This window comes from Tardiphaga sp. GW822-FHT04G09, assembly GCF_058800725.1.
In genome coordinates this window covers 16,448-29,978 of record NZ_JBXAMO010000002.1, presented here as the reverse complement: position 1 = coordinate 29,978, position 13,531 = coordinate 16,448, and the positions used below count along the sequence as shown (strand labels likewise).

Sequence of the window (13,531 nt, the reverse complement as noted above, 5' to 3'; positions counted from 1 at the left end):
TCTAAAACGCAACCTGACGCAGGGTTCGGGTTCCGTTTTTGGGTCTTTTGCGATGGATTACAGCAAGTTCTTCAGTGACGCGCTCAATCGTTTGCATGACGAGCGCCGCTATCGCGTCTTCGCCGATCTCGAGCGCATTGCCGGTCGGTTCCCGCATGCCGTATGGCACGCGCCGCAAGGCCCGCGGAATGTCGTGATCTGGTGCTCCAACGACTATCTCGGCATGGGCCAGCATCCGAAAGTGGTCGGCGCCATGGTCGAGACGGCGACCCGCGTCGGCACCGGTGCCGGCGGCACCCGCAATATCGCAGGCACCCATCATCCGCTGGTGCAGCTCGAGGAAGAACTCGCTGACCTCCACGGCAAGCAGGCCGCGCTGCTGTTCACCTCGGGCTATGTGTCGAACCAGACCGGCATTTCAACGCTCGCCAAGCTGATGCCGAATTGCCTGATCCTGTCGGACGCGCTCAACCACAATTCGATGATCGAAGGCATCCGGCAGGCCGGCTGCGACCGCGTCGTATTCCGCCATAACGATGTCGCCCATCTCGAGGAACTGCTGAAGGCCGCCGATCCCGCGCGGCCGAAGCTGATCGCCTGCGAGAGCCTGTATTCGATGGACGGCGACGTCGCCCCGCTGGCTGCGATCTGCGATCTCGCCGAACGCTATGGCGCCATGACCTATGTGGACGAGGTCCATGCCGTCGGCATGTACGGCCCGCGCGGCGGCGGCATTGCCGAGCGCGACGGCGTGATGCATCGCATCGACGTGCTCGAAGGCACGCTCGCCAAAGCCTTTGGCTGCCTCGGTGGCTATATCGCCGCCAGCAAGGACATCGTCGATGCTGTGCGGTCCTATGCGCCGGGCTTTATCTTCACCACCGCGCTGCCGCCTGCGATCTGTTCGGCCGCGACCGCGGCGATCAAGCACCTGAAGAGCTCGAACTGGGAGCGCGAGCGTCACCAGGATCGCGCCGCGCGGCTCAAGGCCATTCTCACCGCCGCCGGCATTCCCGTGATGTCCACCGACACCCATATCGTGCCGGTCTTCGTCGGCGATGCCGAGCTCTGCAAAAAGGCCTGCGATCTGCTGCTTGAAGATCACGGCATCTACATCCAGCCGATCAACTACCCGACCGTCGCCAAGGGCGCCGAGCGCCTGCGCATCACGCCGTCGCCCTATCACGACGACGTGCTAATCGACCACCTCGCAGAATCGCTGCTGCAGGTGTGGGATGAACTCGGCCTGCCGCTGCGCACCAAGGCGCTGGCGGCGGAGTAATCCTTGCCCTCCCCTGGAGGGGGAGGGTCGGCGAACATCACGCGAAGCGTGATGCGAGACGGGGTGGGGTGGGGTGAAACCACACACGCCATCGCCTGCGGCTTCACCCCACCCCGATGTGCGCTTTGCGCCCATCGCCCCTCCCCCTTCAGGGGAGGGTGAAACAAAGGCGATCCATCGTGGACATCATCTGGAAGGGCATTCTCGGCGGACTGCTCACCGCCCTGATTGCCTGGCTGTCCAAACGGGGCAATACGCTGCCGGGCATTCTGCCGCTGTTTCCGACCTTCGCGATCATTGCGCTGCTCATCGTCGGCGCCAAAGGCGACAGCGCGGGCTTCCGGGAAGCCTGCATGGCCGGGGCCAGGACCATCCCTGCCTATCTCGCTTTTCTCGGCATCTGCTACCTCACGGTCGGCACGTTCGATTACCGCCTCGCTTTGCTGGCCGGCGTGACCGCGTGGCTGTTCATTATCCTGGTCGCGTTTTTCGGCCCGCGCTGGATTTAACGACGATCCGGCATTCCCTGGCGTCCGGCCAAATCCCTGTCGCCTGCACCGGCGCAACGGGCTAGATTTTCGCCCGACGGACGGGCTTCGGCCCGCCAAAGGGAGCACGCACGATGCTGCACGACTGGGGCGTGATTGTTGCCGCCCTCAGCTACATCGGATTTCTGTTTTGCGTCGCCAGCTATGGCGACCGGATCGCGCTGTTCCAGAGCGGCCGCGCCAAAGCCTTCATCTATCCCCTGTCGCTGGCGATCTATTGCACGTCATGGACGTTCTTCGGCTCGGTCGGCGTGGCCAGCCGGACCAGCGTGGATTTCCTCGCCATCTATGTCGGCCCGATCCTGTTCTTTGCCTTCTTCTCGCCCGTGCTGCGGCGCGTGATCCATCTCGCCAAGACCCAGAACATCACCTCGATCGCCGACTTCATCGCCGCACGTTACGGCAAGAGCCAGGCCGTCGCCGCCACCGTCGCGGTCATCGCCATCATCGGCTCGGTGCCCTATATCGCGCTTCAATTGAAGGCCGTGGCGTCGTCGCTGGAAACGATCCTCGGCGACGACAAGGCCATTGCCGGCGTTCCCATTGTCGGCGACATGGCACTGGTCGTAACGCTCGCAATGGCGATGTTTGCCGTGCTGTTCGGCACAAGGCAGACCAATGCGACCGAGCATCAGCACGGCTTGATGCTCGCCGTGGCCACCGAATCCATCATCAAGCTGGTGGTGTTCATCACCGCCGGCGCCTTCGTGACATTCTGGATGTTCGGCCCCTCGGAGCTGTTCGAGCGCGCCATGAAGACACCCGAGGCGATGCGCGCCATCAACTATGTGCCGTCGTTCGGCAATTTCCTCACGATGGTGCTGCTGTCGTTCTGCGCCATCGTGCTGCTGCCCCGGCAGTTCCATGTCAGCGTCGTCGAGAATTCCAGCGACTCCGAAGTGAGCCGCGCGCGCTGGATATTTCCCACCTATCTGATCGCCATCAACCTGTTCGTGATTCCGATCGCCCTTGCCGGCCTCGTGACCTTTCCGTTCGGCGCCGTCGACAACGACATGTATGTGCTGGCGCTGCCCATCGAGGCCGGGTCCAGCGCGCTCAGCATGGCGGTGTTCATCGGCGGCTTGTCGGCTGCCACCGCGATGGTGATCGTCGAATGCGTTGCGCTGGCCATCATGGTGTCGAACGACATCGTGTTGCCTCTGGTCTTGCGGCGCGGACCGCAGACGCAGAATGAGCGGACCGACTTCGGCAACTTCCTGCTCAAGGCAAGGCGCTTCTCGATCTTCGCCATCATGGTGATGGCCTATTTCTATTTCCGCGCGCTCGGCAATACGCAACTGGCCGCCATCGGCCTGCTGTCATTTGCCGCCATCGCACAACTCGCTCCGGCTTTCTTCGGCGGGCTGATCTGGCGACGCGCCACTGCCCGCGGCGCCATGGGCGGCATGGTGGTCGGTTTCATCGTCTGGGCCTATACGCTGTTCATCCCGAGCTTTCTGGAAGGCAGCACCGCGGGTGTCCTGTTCCTGCAGCACGGCCCGTTCGGTATCGAGGCGTTGCGGCCGCAGGACCTGCTGGGCACCGAGCTGCCGCCGCTCCTGCACGGCACTCTGTGGAGTCTGTCGCTCAATATCCTGACCTATATCGTGCTCTCGCTGATGCGGGCGCCGTCGTCGATCGAACGACTGCAGGCCGATGTTTTTGTGCCGAACACGCTGGCGCCGATCACACCGGCATTCCGGCGCTGGCGGACCACGGTGACGGTGCAGGATATCCTCAGCACCGTGACCCAGTATCTCGGTCCGGACCGCGCGCGTGAATCCTTCGATGCTTTCGCCACGCGTCGCCGTGTCGATCTCGATCCGGCTGCGCCGGCGGATTTCGAACTGCTGCAGCACGCGGAGTATCTCATCGCTTCATCGATCGGTGCAGCCTCGTCCCGCGTGGTGATGTCGCTGCTGCTGCGCAAGCGCACGGTCTCGGCCAAAGCTGCCCTGAAACTGCTCGACGATTCCCATGCGGCGCTGCATTTCAATCGCGAAATCCTGCAGACCGCACTCAACCACGTCCGCCAGGGCATCGCGGTCTTCAATCCTGACCTGCAGCTCATCGTCTCGAACCGGCAGTTCGGTGAGCTGCTCGGCCTGCCGCCGCAGATCGTCCAGATCGGCATTCCCCTTCGCGAGATTCTGGAGTTCATCGGCATCCAGAACGCATCGCCTTACAGCGACAACGAAGCGCTGACCCAGGCGCGGCTGGCCGCCTACACGACCGAGGGCGAGCCCTATCTGGAGCGTCTCCAGGACCGCCAGATCGTCATCGAGGTGCGCACCAACAAGATGCCGGATGGCGGGCTCGTGCTCACCTTCTCCGACGTTACGCCCAGCTTCGAGGCAGCAGAAGCGCTGGAGCGCGCCAATGCGACGCTGGAAAAGCGGGTCCGCGACCGCACCGAAGAACTCACGCGACTGAACTCCGAACTGGCGCTCGCCAAAAGCACCGCGGAAGACGCCAACATCTCCAAGACCCGCTTTCTGGCCGCCGCCAGCCACGACATTCTCCAGCCGCTCAATGCCGCCCGTCTCTATGTCACCAGCCTGGTCGAACGAAAGAGTGGCGGCGAGGACGCGCGGCTGGTTGAGAATATCGACGACTCGCTGGAGGCCATCGAGGAAATCCTCGGCGCCCTGCTCGACATCTCGCGCCTGGATGCGGGCGCCATGAGCCCTGCGATCTCCAGCTTCCGCATCGGCGACCTGATGCGCTCGCTCGAGATCGAATATGCCCCGATTGCGCGTGCCCGCGGCGTCAAGCTCTCTTTCGTGCCGTGCTCGCTGCCGGTCGAATCCGACCGCCTGATGCTGCGGCGCCTGCTGCAGAACCTGATCTCGAACGCGATCAAATACACGCCGCATGGCCGCGTGCTGGTCGGCTGCCGGCGCCGCGGCAAGGCCTTGCAGATCGGCATTTACGATACCGGCGTCGGCATTCCGATTCTCAAGCGCGGCGAGATCTTCAAGGAATTCCACCGGCTCGAACAGGGCGCGCGGATCGCGCGTGGCCTCGGGCTCGGCCTGTCGATCGTCAAGCGCCTCGCGCATGTGCTCAATCACGGCATCGCGCTGGATTCCAACCGTAGCGGCGGCTCGTTCTTCTCGGTGACGGTGCCCGTCGCCAAGGCGATCAATCACACCACCGCGGTTACCAGTGCGACGCCACTGTCGAAGTCGCCGATGTCGGGCACGCTCGTCGTCTGCATCGAGAACGACGCGGCGATCCTCGACGGCATGAAGACGCTGCTGCAAGCCTGGGGAGCCGAGGTCGTCGCAGTCCCTGATCCGGAAGCCGCGATGAATGCCATCGCCGAAATCCAGGGCTCAGGCCGCCGCCTCACGGGCTTGCTGGTCGATTACCATCTCGACCGCGGCAACGGCGTCGCCGCGATCCGGGAAATCCGCAACCGTTTCGGCAAGGACATCCCGGCCATCCTGATCACCGCAGACCGCAGCCCGCATGTGCAATCCGCTGCCCGACAGGACAAGATCGCGGTGCTGAACAAGCCGGTGAAGCCGGCGTCGCTGCGCGCACTGCTCGGGCAGTGGCGCACGCAGCAGATGATCGCGGCGGAATAGTCCGATTATTGCGGGGCCTGCTCGCCCTGACGCCACTGGCCGCCGGCGATCTTCGCGGCAGCTATCACGGCCTGGGTGCGGCTCTCGACGCCGAGCTTCTGCAGAATCGCCGAGACATGCGCCTTGATGGTCGCCTCGGACACGCCAAGCTCATAGGCAATCTGCTTGTTGAGCAGTCCTTGCGACAGCATCATCAGCACGCGCACCTGCTGCGGCGTCAGCGTCACCAAGCGATCGCGCAGCTTGCTCATTTCCGGATCGGCTGCGGCGGACATATCGACATCCGGCGGAACCCAGACGTCGCCATCCATCACCTTCACGATGGCATCGCGCAACGTATCGACGCCGAACCGCTTCGGAATGAAGCCTGACGCGCCGAAGTCCAGCGATTGCCGTATCGTGCCGACATCGTCGCTGGCCGACACGATGACCACCGGGATCGCGGGGTATTGCGCACGGAGGTAAATCAGTCCGGAGAACCCTGATATCCCCGGCATCGACAGATCGAGCAGGATCAGATCGACGTCGGAATCCTGTTCCAGCAGTTTGGTCAGATCCTCGAACGTACCGGTTTCATCGACCGTGGTGGTCGGCAGCACGCTACTGACCGCCTGCCGCAATGCACCGCGGAACAACGGATGATCGTCGGCAATAATGAGGCGCGAGGGAGCGATAACGGTCATCAAAATCCATGCAAAAATCTTGCGGCAAACCAGCGACCGCGTTGAGGCGACGCGCAAAAGCGCATTTCGCCACAAGTGTCTCCCGCGCGACAACGTCTTGCAAGCACCCAATACTGCTACGCGGTAAATTGGTGAACGCGGACCATTGTGCGGCGCAATAAACTATATGCATACGCATGTTCGCCAGCGCATTTGTGTCGCCGCGACGTCTGCGCACAGCCCCCTTGCGCACGGCCTAAAGTCGTATTGGGTCGCATTTCTCCGCAATGCTACCTTTTGCATCGAAGTTCTCTGCATTGAGCCGACCGACGTTCGGCGCAGCGAGCGAGAAGCCACAATAAATTTTGCAACGGATTCGGGGAGCGATTCAAACATGTCCACCATCGCAGCAACATCGGCGAAAGCCCAAGGGATGACGAAGGACGAACGCTTCGTCATCTTCGCGTCATCGCTCGGCACTGTTTTCGAGTGGTATGACTTCTACCTGTTCGGCTCGCTGGCCGGCATCATCGGCGCACAATTCTTCGGCGTGATCGATCCCGCCACCAAGCTGCCGATGTTCAATCAGGCCACGCGCGACATCTTCGCACTGCTGGCCTTCGCCGCGGGCTTCATCGTTCGTCCGTTTGGCGCCATCGTGTTCGGACGCGTCGGCGACATCGTCGGCCGCAAGTACACCTTCCTCGTCACCATCCTCATCATGGGCCTGTCGACCTTCATCGTCGGCATCCTGCCTAACGCAGCGACCATCGGCATCGCGGCTCCGATCATCCTGATCGGCCTGCGCCTGCTGCAGGGCCTTGCGCTCGGCGGCGAGTATGGCGGTGCGGCGACCTACGTGGCGGAACATTCGCCGCCCGGCAAGCGCGGCTACTACACATCGTTCATTCAGACCACCGCGACGCTCGGCCTGTTTCTGTCGCTGCTGGTGATCCTGTTCACCCGTACGATCCTCGGCGAACCCGAATTCGCCGCCTGGGGCTGGCGCGTGCCATTCCTGGTCTCAGTGGTGCTGCTCGGCGTTTCCGTCTGGATCCGTCTGCGGCTGAATGAATCGCCCGTGTTCCAGAAGATGAAGGACGAAGGCAAGGGCTCCAAGGCCCCGCTGACTGAAGCTTTCGGCAACTGGAGCAACGCCAAGATCGTCCTGATCGCCCTGCTCGGCGGCGTGATGGGCCAGGGCGTCGTCTGGTACACCGGCCAGTTCTACGCACTGTTCTTCATGCAATCGATCCTCAAGGTCGACGGCTACACCGCGAACCTCCTGATCGCGTGGTCGCTGCTGCTCGGCACCGGCTTCTTCGTGTTCTGGGGCGCCCTGTCCGACAAGATCGGCCGCAAGCCGATCATTCTGGCAGGCTGCCTGATCGCGGCGCTGACCTTCTTCCCGATCTTCCGGATGATCACCACCAACGCCAACCCGACGCTGGAAAAGGCGATCGAGAGCGTGAAGGTGGAAGTCGTTTCAGACCCCGCGCTGTGCGGCGATCTGTTCAACCCGGTCGGCACCCGCGTGTTCTCCACGCCTTGCGACACGGCCCGCGCCTATCTCGCTTCATCATCGGTCAAATACTCGACCTCCTATGGTGCAGCAGGCTCGGGCGTGAAGGTCGTCGTCAACGGCAAGGACGTGCCCTACACCGCGGCTGCGTCGAACCCGCAGGTTCTCGCAGCGGTTCAGGCGGCGGGCTACCCCAAGGCGGGCGACGCGCAGATCGTGAAGATGGCGCACCCCTTCGACATCTTCCGTCCGCAGGTTGCGGCGGTGATCGGACTGCTGTTCGTCCTGGTGCTGTTCGTGACCATGGTCTACGGACCGATCGCGGCGATGCTGGTCGAACTGTTCCCGACCAAGATCCGCTACACGTCGATGTCGCTACCCTACCACATCGGCAACGGCTGGTTCGGCGGGCTTCTCCCGGCGACCGCCTTCGCCATCGTGGCTTCGACCGGCGATATCTATGCCGGCCTCTGGTATCCCGTCATCTTCGCGGCAATCACCGTGGTGATCGGCATCTTCTTCCTGCCGGAAACCAAGGACGTCGATATCGGCGCGAACTGATCGCGCACGTCCGGCAGCCCAGGCTGCCGGCTGAAGCGACAATAACAAACCGGCCGCGGAGCAATCCGCGGCCGGTTTTTTGTCCGGCATGCACCTCGACCATTCCTTAGATAGTCAGAATGACGATTCCCGTTGTGAACCTGCTGGCCGCGCCAACGCTAGGATCGATCAATCCGCCGCCCCCACGAACTGCAGCACCACCTCACGGTGGTGCGGACGGGTGCGATGCTCGATCAGATAAATCCCCTGCCAGGTGCCGAGCGCGAATTCGCCGGACAGCACCGGCACATGCAGCGAGGTCGCGGTCAGCATGGTGCGCACATGGGCCGGCATGTCGTCGGGTCCCTCCGTATCATGCGTCCACTTGAAATCCTGAGGGGCCAGACGATCGAGCGTTGTCATGAGATCGACCAGCACGGCTGGATCGGCGTTTTCCTGGATGGTGAGCGACGCTGAGGTGTGGCGGATGAACAGCGTCAACGCACCTTCCCGGGCGCCGATCTCGCTCAGGAATTTGCCGACCTCGCGGGTGATATCGATGAAGCCGGCACCTGATGTCTGCACCGTCAGCAGCGACGACATCACGGTCCCGACACGAACTGAAGACGGCGCGCTGCGCGTGATGGATCTGGCAGATGTCATGAAGTCCACCTCTTGGCCAATTACACCTTGACTGATGAACCAAAACGCCGAGTTGGCGTTCCCACTTCAACCAAAATCGACAAGGGAAAACGCCGTGACGCCTAAAACATCAAGAGACATTCCGGGGCCCGGCCCACGCAAGGACAAAGAGCGCGCGCAGGAGAAAGCTGTCATCAAGGACGCGGACAAGACCGATCAAACCTCTCGCGACACCATCCATGGCGACGGCGACGATATCGGGCTCGACCGCAAATAAGCGCTGCGCCCTGGGTTAATCGTCGGGGCCGATCACGTCTGCGCGGTGAATTTCGTTGCCCTCCTCGTTGCGGACGGAAATGACGAAGTGCTTGCCGCGGAGTTCAGGCCTGACCTTGTAGATATCGCCAGCGAGCTTGTCCGCGACCTCCGCGGCCAGCAATTGATCCCGCAACACCTGCCCGGAAGTGTCGGGCACCGTCGTGCCGTCGACCAGATCGAAATAAAATCTCGGCATCAAGCGCTCCTCTCTGGGCGAATCATACCAATCAATTAAGTGAGCACGGCCATTCGCAGCGAAACCGCCTGCGTTCAGATTTTTCCGCTTGAATCGCGCTGGATGCGGCCGGCCATTTCGACAAGGCGTCGCCACGCATTTTCGACAAAGGTCATCACCCGATCGACGTCGCGTTCGCTGGGCAGCGGAATCTCGATCTTTCTCTCGCCATCCGCAATCCCCGGCTTCCCGGGCTTCAGCGAATCCTGCTTCGGGTGCGCTTCATCGGTCTTGCCGGCGACGGCTGGACCACGCTGCGCAAGCTCCGCCTTCAGCTTGTCGTTGTCCTTCTGCAGCCGCCCTATCTCGGTATCGAGCGCGGCACGTTCATCCGGCAAGACATAGCAGGCCCAGCCGGATCCCTTATCCGTGCATGTCGAAACCGTGCCGGTGCGGGTATCCAGGCGAATGACGCCTTCGGCGATCGGCGACAGCGCATAACGGCCATTCTCGATGTCCGGGAGGGTCTGCGCAGATGCACTGACGATCCCGGCCATCAGAACCGCGCCGACCCGCGCGGCATACCGCATGGGCTGTCCGGGGGAGGCAAAACGCACCACAGCATTCTTCATGAAGATGCTCCGCGTTGCGAGTTCGGGGCGATAGCCGCCTTTACTCTCAAATGTGCTCAGATCTGAGATTTGAAAGGCGCCCGCTTGGCTTTCAACGCATCAGCCAGCAATTCGAGCCGGTCCTGGCCCCAAAATACTTCGCCATTGAGCACATAGGCGGGCGAGCCGAACACGTCGGACGCAATCGCGTCCTGACGGTTCTGTTCGTATTTGGCGGCCACATCGCTCGACGCCGCGCGCTCCACCAGTTTCGCGCCCGGCAGTCCCGAATCATCTGCCAATTTGGTCAGCACTGCAGCATCGCCGAGATTGAGCTGATCTTCCCAGACCGCAGGAAATGCCCGGCGCAGGAACGGGTCGGGATCGTACCCGGCTTCGAGCGCCGCAATCACCAGACCATCGGCGAGTCGGCCATCGAATGGCCAGTTCTTCGGCTGCAGATGAAAATCGAGACCGCGCTTGTCGCGCCAGCGCTGCAATTCAAGCATCCGGTAGCGCTGCCGCACCGGATGACGCTTGCCGAGCGGCAGGCCGCCGGTTTCCGAGAACAACTCGCCGAGAAAGACCGGTTTGTGATTCACCTTGAGATCGTAAGTACTTACGAGATCGCGAAACGGCGCGTGGCCGATATAGGCCCAGGGCGATGGCATCGAAAAATAGTAGTCGATCTCTTGAGACATTCCGGGCTCCGGCAGAGGCGTTTTCAAAGTCTACGACACTCCAACAGAGCGCCCTGCGCCGTGCAAGATAGATCACCTCGAAAGTCATTCTTGCGCTGCGGCGATCCCGCGCAGCGGGATTCGAATTTCACCAATAAAATCAAGTGAATCAAAGGACTAACAGGCGATCAGCGAATCTTGACTTGGCAAGATGCGCTAAGTATGGTCCGCCCGGCTTTGAAGGGTGACGGGGCGTTATTTCCAGCATTTGCAGCGTTATTTCGAGTGTCGCAAGCATGACAAACGGCACACGGGACGATGACAGTGGACGCGGACGTGATGGCAAATCGTCTCCCGATGAGGCTGCGCTTTCCGCAAGGCTCGGAAGTCTGAATCAGCGTCTGTCCAAACTTCAGGATGAGCGCAAACTCCAGACTGACCAATCCGAAACTGGAAGCGGAAACGCGCAGTCCAGGGCATCGGCCATGGCGGTGGGTCTCCGTCTTTCTTCGGAACTGGTCGCGGGCGTCGTCGTCGGAACGATTCTGGGCTGGGGCTTCGATCGTTTGCTGTCGACATCGCCGTGGGGGCTGATCGTTTTCATGCTGCTTGGCTTCGTCGCCGGCGTGATGAACGTGATGCGCTCGGCTGGCGTCGGGAAAAAAGCGGAATAAGAAATTCGCGCCCAAGACCTCTGCGTCCTTGGCGCAGTATTTGAGTGCCGGCTGTCCGGCAAGGAAACGCCGGACATTCCGGCCGAATTGAAAGACCGACGTGGATGGCCGATCCGATCCATCAATTTGAGATCCACAAGATCTTCACCCTGGGCCATATCGGCAATCAGGAAATCGCCTTCACCAACTCGTCGGCCTATATGTTCGGCGCCGTCGCCGTCGTGTCGCTGCTGATGCTGGGTGGCAGCGCCGGTCGCGCGCTGATCCCGAGCCGTTTCCAGTCGGTCGCCGAACTGTCCTTCGAATTCGTGTCGGATACGGTGCGCAGTAGCATCGGCGAAGAGGGCATGAAGTTCTTCCCGTTCGTGTTCTCGCTGTTCATGTTCATCCTCACGGCGAACATGATCGGCATCATTCCCTATACATTCACCGTCACCAGCCATCTGATCGTCGCCGTTGCGCTGGCATTGATGGTGTTCCTGACCGTGCTGCTCTACGGCCTCTACAAGAACGGTCTCGGCTTCTTCAAGCTGTTCGTGCCGCACGGCATTCCGATTTACATCCTGCCGCTGGTCACGGTGATCGAGGTGATCTCGTTCCTGTCCCGCCCGGTGTCGCATTCGGTTCGTCTGTTCGCCAACATGCTGGCCGGCCACATCACGCTCAAGGTTTTCGCCGGCTTCGTGACATCGCTCAGCGCGCTCGGTGCCGTGGGTGTTTTCGGTTCGGTGCTGCCGCTGGCCATGACCACGGCGCTGACCGCGCTGGAAATACTGGTCGCCTTCCTGCAGGCCTACGTGTTCACGATCCTGACCTGCATCTATCTCAACGACGCACTTCATCCGGGCCACTAACCATCGCTTCTTAGTGTCCTGGCGGAATTCACCCTCAACCGTCTAAATCCCTATCCCAAGAAGGAGTTTTACTATGGATCCCATCGCAGCGAAGTACATCGGCGCCGGCATTGCTTGTCTCGGCATGGGTGGCGCTGGCATCGGCGTCGGCATGATCTTCAGCCAGTTCCTCAACGGTGCGCTCCGCAATCCGTCGGCTTCCCAGGGCCAGTTCGCTAACCTGATCTTCGGCTTCGCCGTGACTGAAGCGCTCGGCATCTTCTCGCTGCTGATCGCGCTGCTGCTGCTGTTCGCCGTCTAAGCTGAAAACAGATCCGGTTGCCGCTCCATCGAGGGCGTGCTTCCGATCGATAAGGAGACTGCTGTGGCTGAAGGTCAGGGCAAATCCAAGGGCGCCGATCACGGAACTGCCGCGCACACCGCGGCAGATGGTGGTCACAAGGCGTCGTTTCCGCCGTTCGAGAGCAGCACCTTCGCTTCACAGCTGGTGTCGTTCGCGATCGCGTTCGGCTTGCTCTATCTGATCGTGTCGCGTCTGGCGCTGCCCCGCGTCGGCGGCGTGCTTGCTGCGCGTCAGCAGGTTCTCGATACGGACCTGAACGAAGCCGCCAAGCTCAAGGCCGATTCCGACGCCGCATTGAAGGCTTACGAAACCGAACTCGCCAATGCCCGCGCCAAGGCGCAGTCGATGGCGACCGAAGTTCGTGAGAAGCTCAATACGGAACAGGAAGCAGCCAAGGCGAAGCTCGAAGAGAGTCTTGCCACCAAGCTTGCGGCAGCGGAGCAGACCATCGCCGCCACCCGCGCAACGGCGATGGGCAATGTGCGCAGCATCGCTGCGGACACGGCCTCGGCGATCGTCGAACGCCTGACGGGCATGAACCCGGATGCAGGCGCCGTCAACGCCGCGCTCGACGCGTCGCTGAAAGGATAAACGATGTTCGGACTTCAAGCTGAATTCTGGGTCGCCGTCGCTTTCGTTCTGTTGATGGCCGTGTTCGGCTGGTTCGGCATTCACCGCACCATCCTGAAGGCCCTCGACAACCGCAGCGTCCGCATCAAGCACGAACTCGACGACGCCCGTCGTCTGCGTGATGAAGCTGCTGCGCTGCTCGTCGACTACAAGAAGCGTCATGCAGCGGCCGAGCGCGAAGCTCAGGACATCATCACCTCCGCCAAGGAAGAGGCCGAGCGCATTGCCGCCGAAGCCAAGACCAAGATGGAAGATTTTGTCGCTCGCCGCACCAAGAGCGCAGAAGGCAAGATCGCACTGGCGGAAGCCCAGGCTATCGCAGACGTTCGCGCAGCCGCAGCCGATGCCGCAGTGAATGCCGCCGCCTCGGTGCTGTCGCAGTCGGTGAAAGGCTCGGTGGCCGACGACCTGATCGCCAAGGGTATCGGCGAGGTTCGCTCCAAGCTGAACTAAGCGA

General features: G+C 61.8%; 15 protein-coding genes. 10 read left to right on the top strand and 5 right to left on the bottom strand.

Annotated elements, in window-relative coordinates:
- The first annotated feature begins 52 nt into the window (after positions 1–52).
- The 3 genes from hemA to AC1RLZ_RS03895 all read left to right on the top strand — a co-directional run bounded on the left by hemA (position 53) and on the right by AC1RLZ_RS03895 (position 5,423).
- A complete protein-coding gene (gene hemA, locus AC1RLZ_RS03905) occupies positions 53–1,282 on the top strand; it encodes a 5-aminolevulinate synthase (protein ID WP_371420285.1) in 1,230 nt (409 codons plus the stop codon).
- Between the two features lie 179 nt (positions 1,283–1,461).
- Positions 1,462–1,791 carry a GlpM family protein gene (locus AC1RLZ_RS03900; protein WP_371420284.1) on the top strand — a complete coding sequence of 110 codons (330 nt, stop codon included), beginning with the start codon at positions 1,462–1,464 and terminating at the stop codon, positions 1,789–1,791.
- A 113-nt stretch (positions 1,792–1,904) separates the two neighbouring features.
- Entirely contained in the window at positions 1,905–5,423 is a 3,519-nt protein-coding gene (locus AC1RLZ_RS03895) for a NahK/ErcS family hybrid sensor histidine kinase/response regulator (protein WP_493187554.1), read from the top strand.
- Positions 5,424–5,428: 5 nt separating this feature from the next.
- Here the strand turns inward: AC1RLZ_RS03895 and AC1RLZ_RS03890 are convergent, their stop codons facing one another.
- The gene (locus AC1RLZ_RS03890) at positions 5,429–6,106 is read right to left on the bottom strand and encodes a response regulator (protein ID WP_493187553.1); all 678 of its coding nucleotides are present in this window, start codon (positions 6,104–6,106) and stop codon (positions 5,429–5,431) included.
- Between the two features lie 412 nt (positions 6,107–6,518).
- Here AC1RLZ_RS03890 and AC1RLZ_RS03885 point away from each other — a divergent pair, with 412 nt between their 5' ends.
- Positions 6,519–8,168, top strand: coding sequence for an MFS transporter (locus AC1RLZ_RS03885; RefSeq protein WP_493187983.1), 1,650 nt, complete (start codon positions 6,519–6,521; stop codon positions 8,166–8,168).
- Between the two features lie 168 nt (positions 8,169–8,336).
- Here AC1RLZ_RS03885 and AC1RLZ_RS03880 read toward each other — a convergent pair whose 3' ends face one another.
- Positions 8,337–8,810, bottom strand: coding sequence for a secondary thiamine-phosphate synthase enzyme YjbQ (locus AC1RLZ_RS03880; RefSeq protein ID WP_493187552.1), 474 nt, complete (start codon positions 8,808–8,810; stop codon positions 8,337–8,339).
- Between the two features lie 94 nt (positions 8,811–8,904).
- Between AC1RLZ_RS03880 and AC1RLZ_RS03875 the strand changes: the two genes are divergently transcribed.
- Positions 8,905–9,066, top strand: a complete 162-nt coding sequence (locus AC1RLZ_RS03875; RefSeq protein WP_493187551.1) for a hypothetical protein — start codon at positions 8,905–8,907, stop codon at positions 9,064–9,066.
- A 15-nt stretch (positions 9,067–9,081) separates the two neighbouring features.
- Here the strand turns inward: AC1RLZ_RS03875 and AC1RLZ_RS03870 are convergent, their stop codons facing one another.
- The 3 genes from AC1RLZ_RS03870 to AC1RLZ_RS03860 all read right to left on the bottom strand — a co-directional run bounded on the left by AC1RLZ_RS03870 (position 9,082) and on the right by AC1RLZ_RS03860 (position 10,594).
- Positions 9,082–9,303 carry a DUF6894 family protein gene (locus AC1RLZ_RS03870; protein WP_493187550.1) on the bottom strand — a complete coding sequence of 74 codons (222 nt, stop codon included), beginning with the start codon at positions 9,301–9,303 and terminating at the stop codon, positions 9,082–9,084.
- Positions 9,304–9,377: 74 nt separating this feature from the next.
- Positions 9,378–9,872, bottom strand: a complete 495-nt coding sequence (locus AC1RLZ_RS03865) for a hypothetical protein (protein ID WP_493187982.1) — start codon at positions 9,870–9,872, stop codon at positions 9,378–9,380.
- Positions 9,873–9,970: 98 nt separating this feature from the next.
- Complete coding sequence (locus AC1RLZ_RS03860; protein ID WP_493187549.1) at positions 9,971–10,594, bottom strand: 2-hydroxychromene-2-carboxylate isomerase; 624 nt, start codon at positions 10,592–10,594, stop codon at positions 9,971–9,973.
- 275 nt (positions 10,595–10,869) lie between these two features.
- On the opposite strand from AC1RLZ_RS03860, the gene AC1RLZ_RS03855 reads away from it, so the two are divergent.
- The 5 genes from AC1RLZ_RS03855 (at position 10,870) to AC1RLZ_RS03835 (ending at position 13,527) form a co-directional block, all read left to right on the top strand.
- Positions 10,870–11,247: an AtpZ/AtpI family protein gene (locus tag AC1RLZ_RS03855; RefSeq protein ID WP_371420003.1), complete on the top strand. Its 378-nt coding sequence runs from the start codon at positions 10,870–10,872 to the stop codon at positions 11,245–11,247.
- A 104-nt stretch (positions 11,248–11,351) separates the two neighbouring features.
- Positions 11,352–12,101 carry a F0F1 ATP synthase subunit A gene (locus AC1RLZ_RS03850; RefSeq protein ID WP_371420002.1) on the top strand — a complete coding sequence of 250 codons (750 nt, stop codon included), beginning with the start codon at positions 11,352–11,354 and terminating at the stop codon, positions 12,099–12,101.
- A gap of 73 nt (positions 12,102–12,174) precedes the next feature.
- Positions 12,175–12,402, top strand: coding sequence for a F0F1 ATP synthase subunit C (locus AC1RLZ_RS03845; RefSeq protein WP_068732626.1), 228 nt, complete (start codon positions 12,175–12,177; stop codon positions 12,400–12,402).
- Positions 12,403–12,465: 63 nt separating this feature from the next.
- Positions 12,466–13,035, top strand: a complete 570-nt coding sequence (locus AC1RLZ_RS03840) for a F0F1 ATP synthase subunit B family protein (RefSeq protein WP_371420001.1) — start codon at positions 12,466–12,468, stop codon at positions 13,033–13,035.
- Between the two features lie 3 nt (positions 13,036–13,038).
- A complete protein-coding gene (locus AC1RLZ_RS03835; protein WP_493187548.1) occupies positions 13,039–13,527 on the top strand; it encodes a F0F1 ATP synthase subunit B family protein in 489 nt (162 codons plus the stop codon).
- Positions 13,528–13,531: the final 4 nt, after the last annotated feature.

Excerpts from the sequence above, each read along its gene's own strand:
- AC1RLZ_RS03850 (WP_371420002.1), top strand. The coding sequence starts at position 11,352 with ATGGCCGATCCGATCCATCAATTTGAGATCCACAAGATCTTCACCCTG.
- AC1RLZ_RS03860 (WP_493187549.1), bottom strand. The coding sequence starts at position 10,594 with ATGTCTCAAGAGATCGACTACTATTTTTCGATGCCATCGCCCTGGGCC.
- AC1RLZ_RS03855 (WP_371420003.1), top strand. The coding sequence starts at position 10,870 with ATGACAAACGGCACACGGGACGATGACAGTGGACGCGGACGTGATGGC.
- AC1RLZ_RS03890 (WP_493187553.1), bottom strand. The coding sequence starts at position 6,106 with ATGACCGTTATCGCTCCCTCGCGCCTCATTATTGCCGACGATCATCCG.
- hemA (WP_371420285.1), top strand. The coding sequence starts at position 53 with ATGGATTACAGCAAGTTCTTCAGTGACGCGCTCAATCGTTTGCATGAC.
- AC1RLZ_RS03895 (WP_493187554.1), top strand. The coding sequence starts at position 1,905 with ATGCTGCACGACTGGGGCGTGATTGTTGCCGCCCTCAGCTACATCGGA.
- AC1RLZ_RS03865 (WP_493187982.1), bottom strand. The coding sequence starts at position 9,872 with ATGCGGTATGCCGCGCGGGTCGGCGCGGTTCTGATGGCCGGGATCGTC.
- AC1RLZ_RS03835 (WP_493187548.1), top strand. The coding sequence starts at position 13,039 with ATGTTCGGACTTCAAGCTGAATTCTGGGTCGCCGTCGCTTTCGTTCTG.
- AC1RLZ_RS03885 (WP_493187983.1), top strand. The coding sequence starts at position 6,519 with ATGACGAAGGACGAACGCTTCGTCATCTTCGCGTCATCGCTCGGCACT.
- AC1RLZ_RS03870 (WP_493187550.1), bottom strand. The coding sequence starts at position 9,303 with ATGCCGAGATTTTATTTCGATCTGGTCGACGGCACGACGGTGCCCGAC.
- AC1RLZ_RS03845 (WP_068732626.1), top strand. The coding sequence starts at position 12,175 with ATGGATCCCATCGCAGCGAAGTACATCGGCGCCGGCATTGCTTGTCTC.
- AC1RLZ_RS03880 (WP_493187552.1), bottom strand. The coding sequence starts at position 8,810 with ATGACATCTGCCAGATCCATCACGCGCAGCGCGCCGTCTTCAGTTCGT.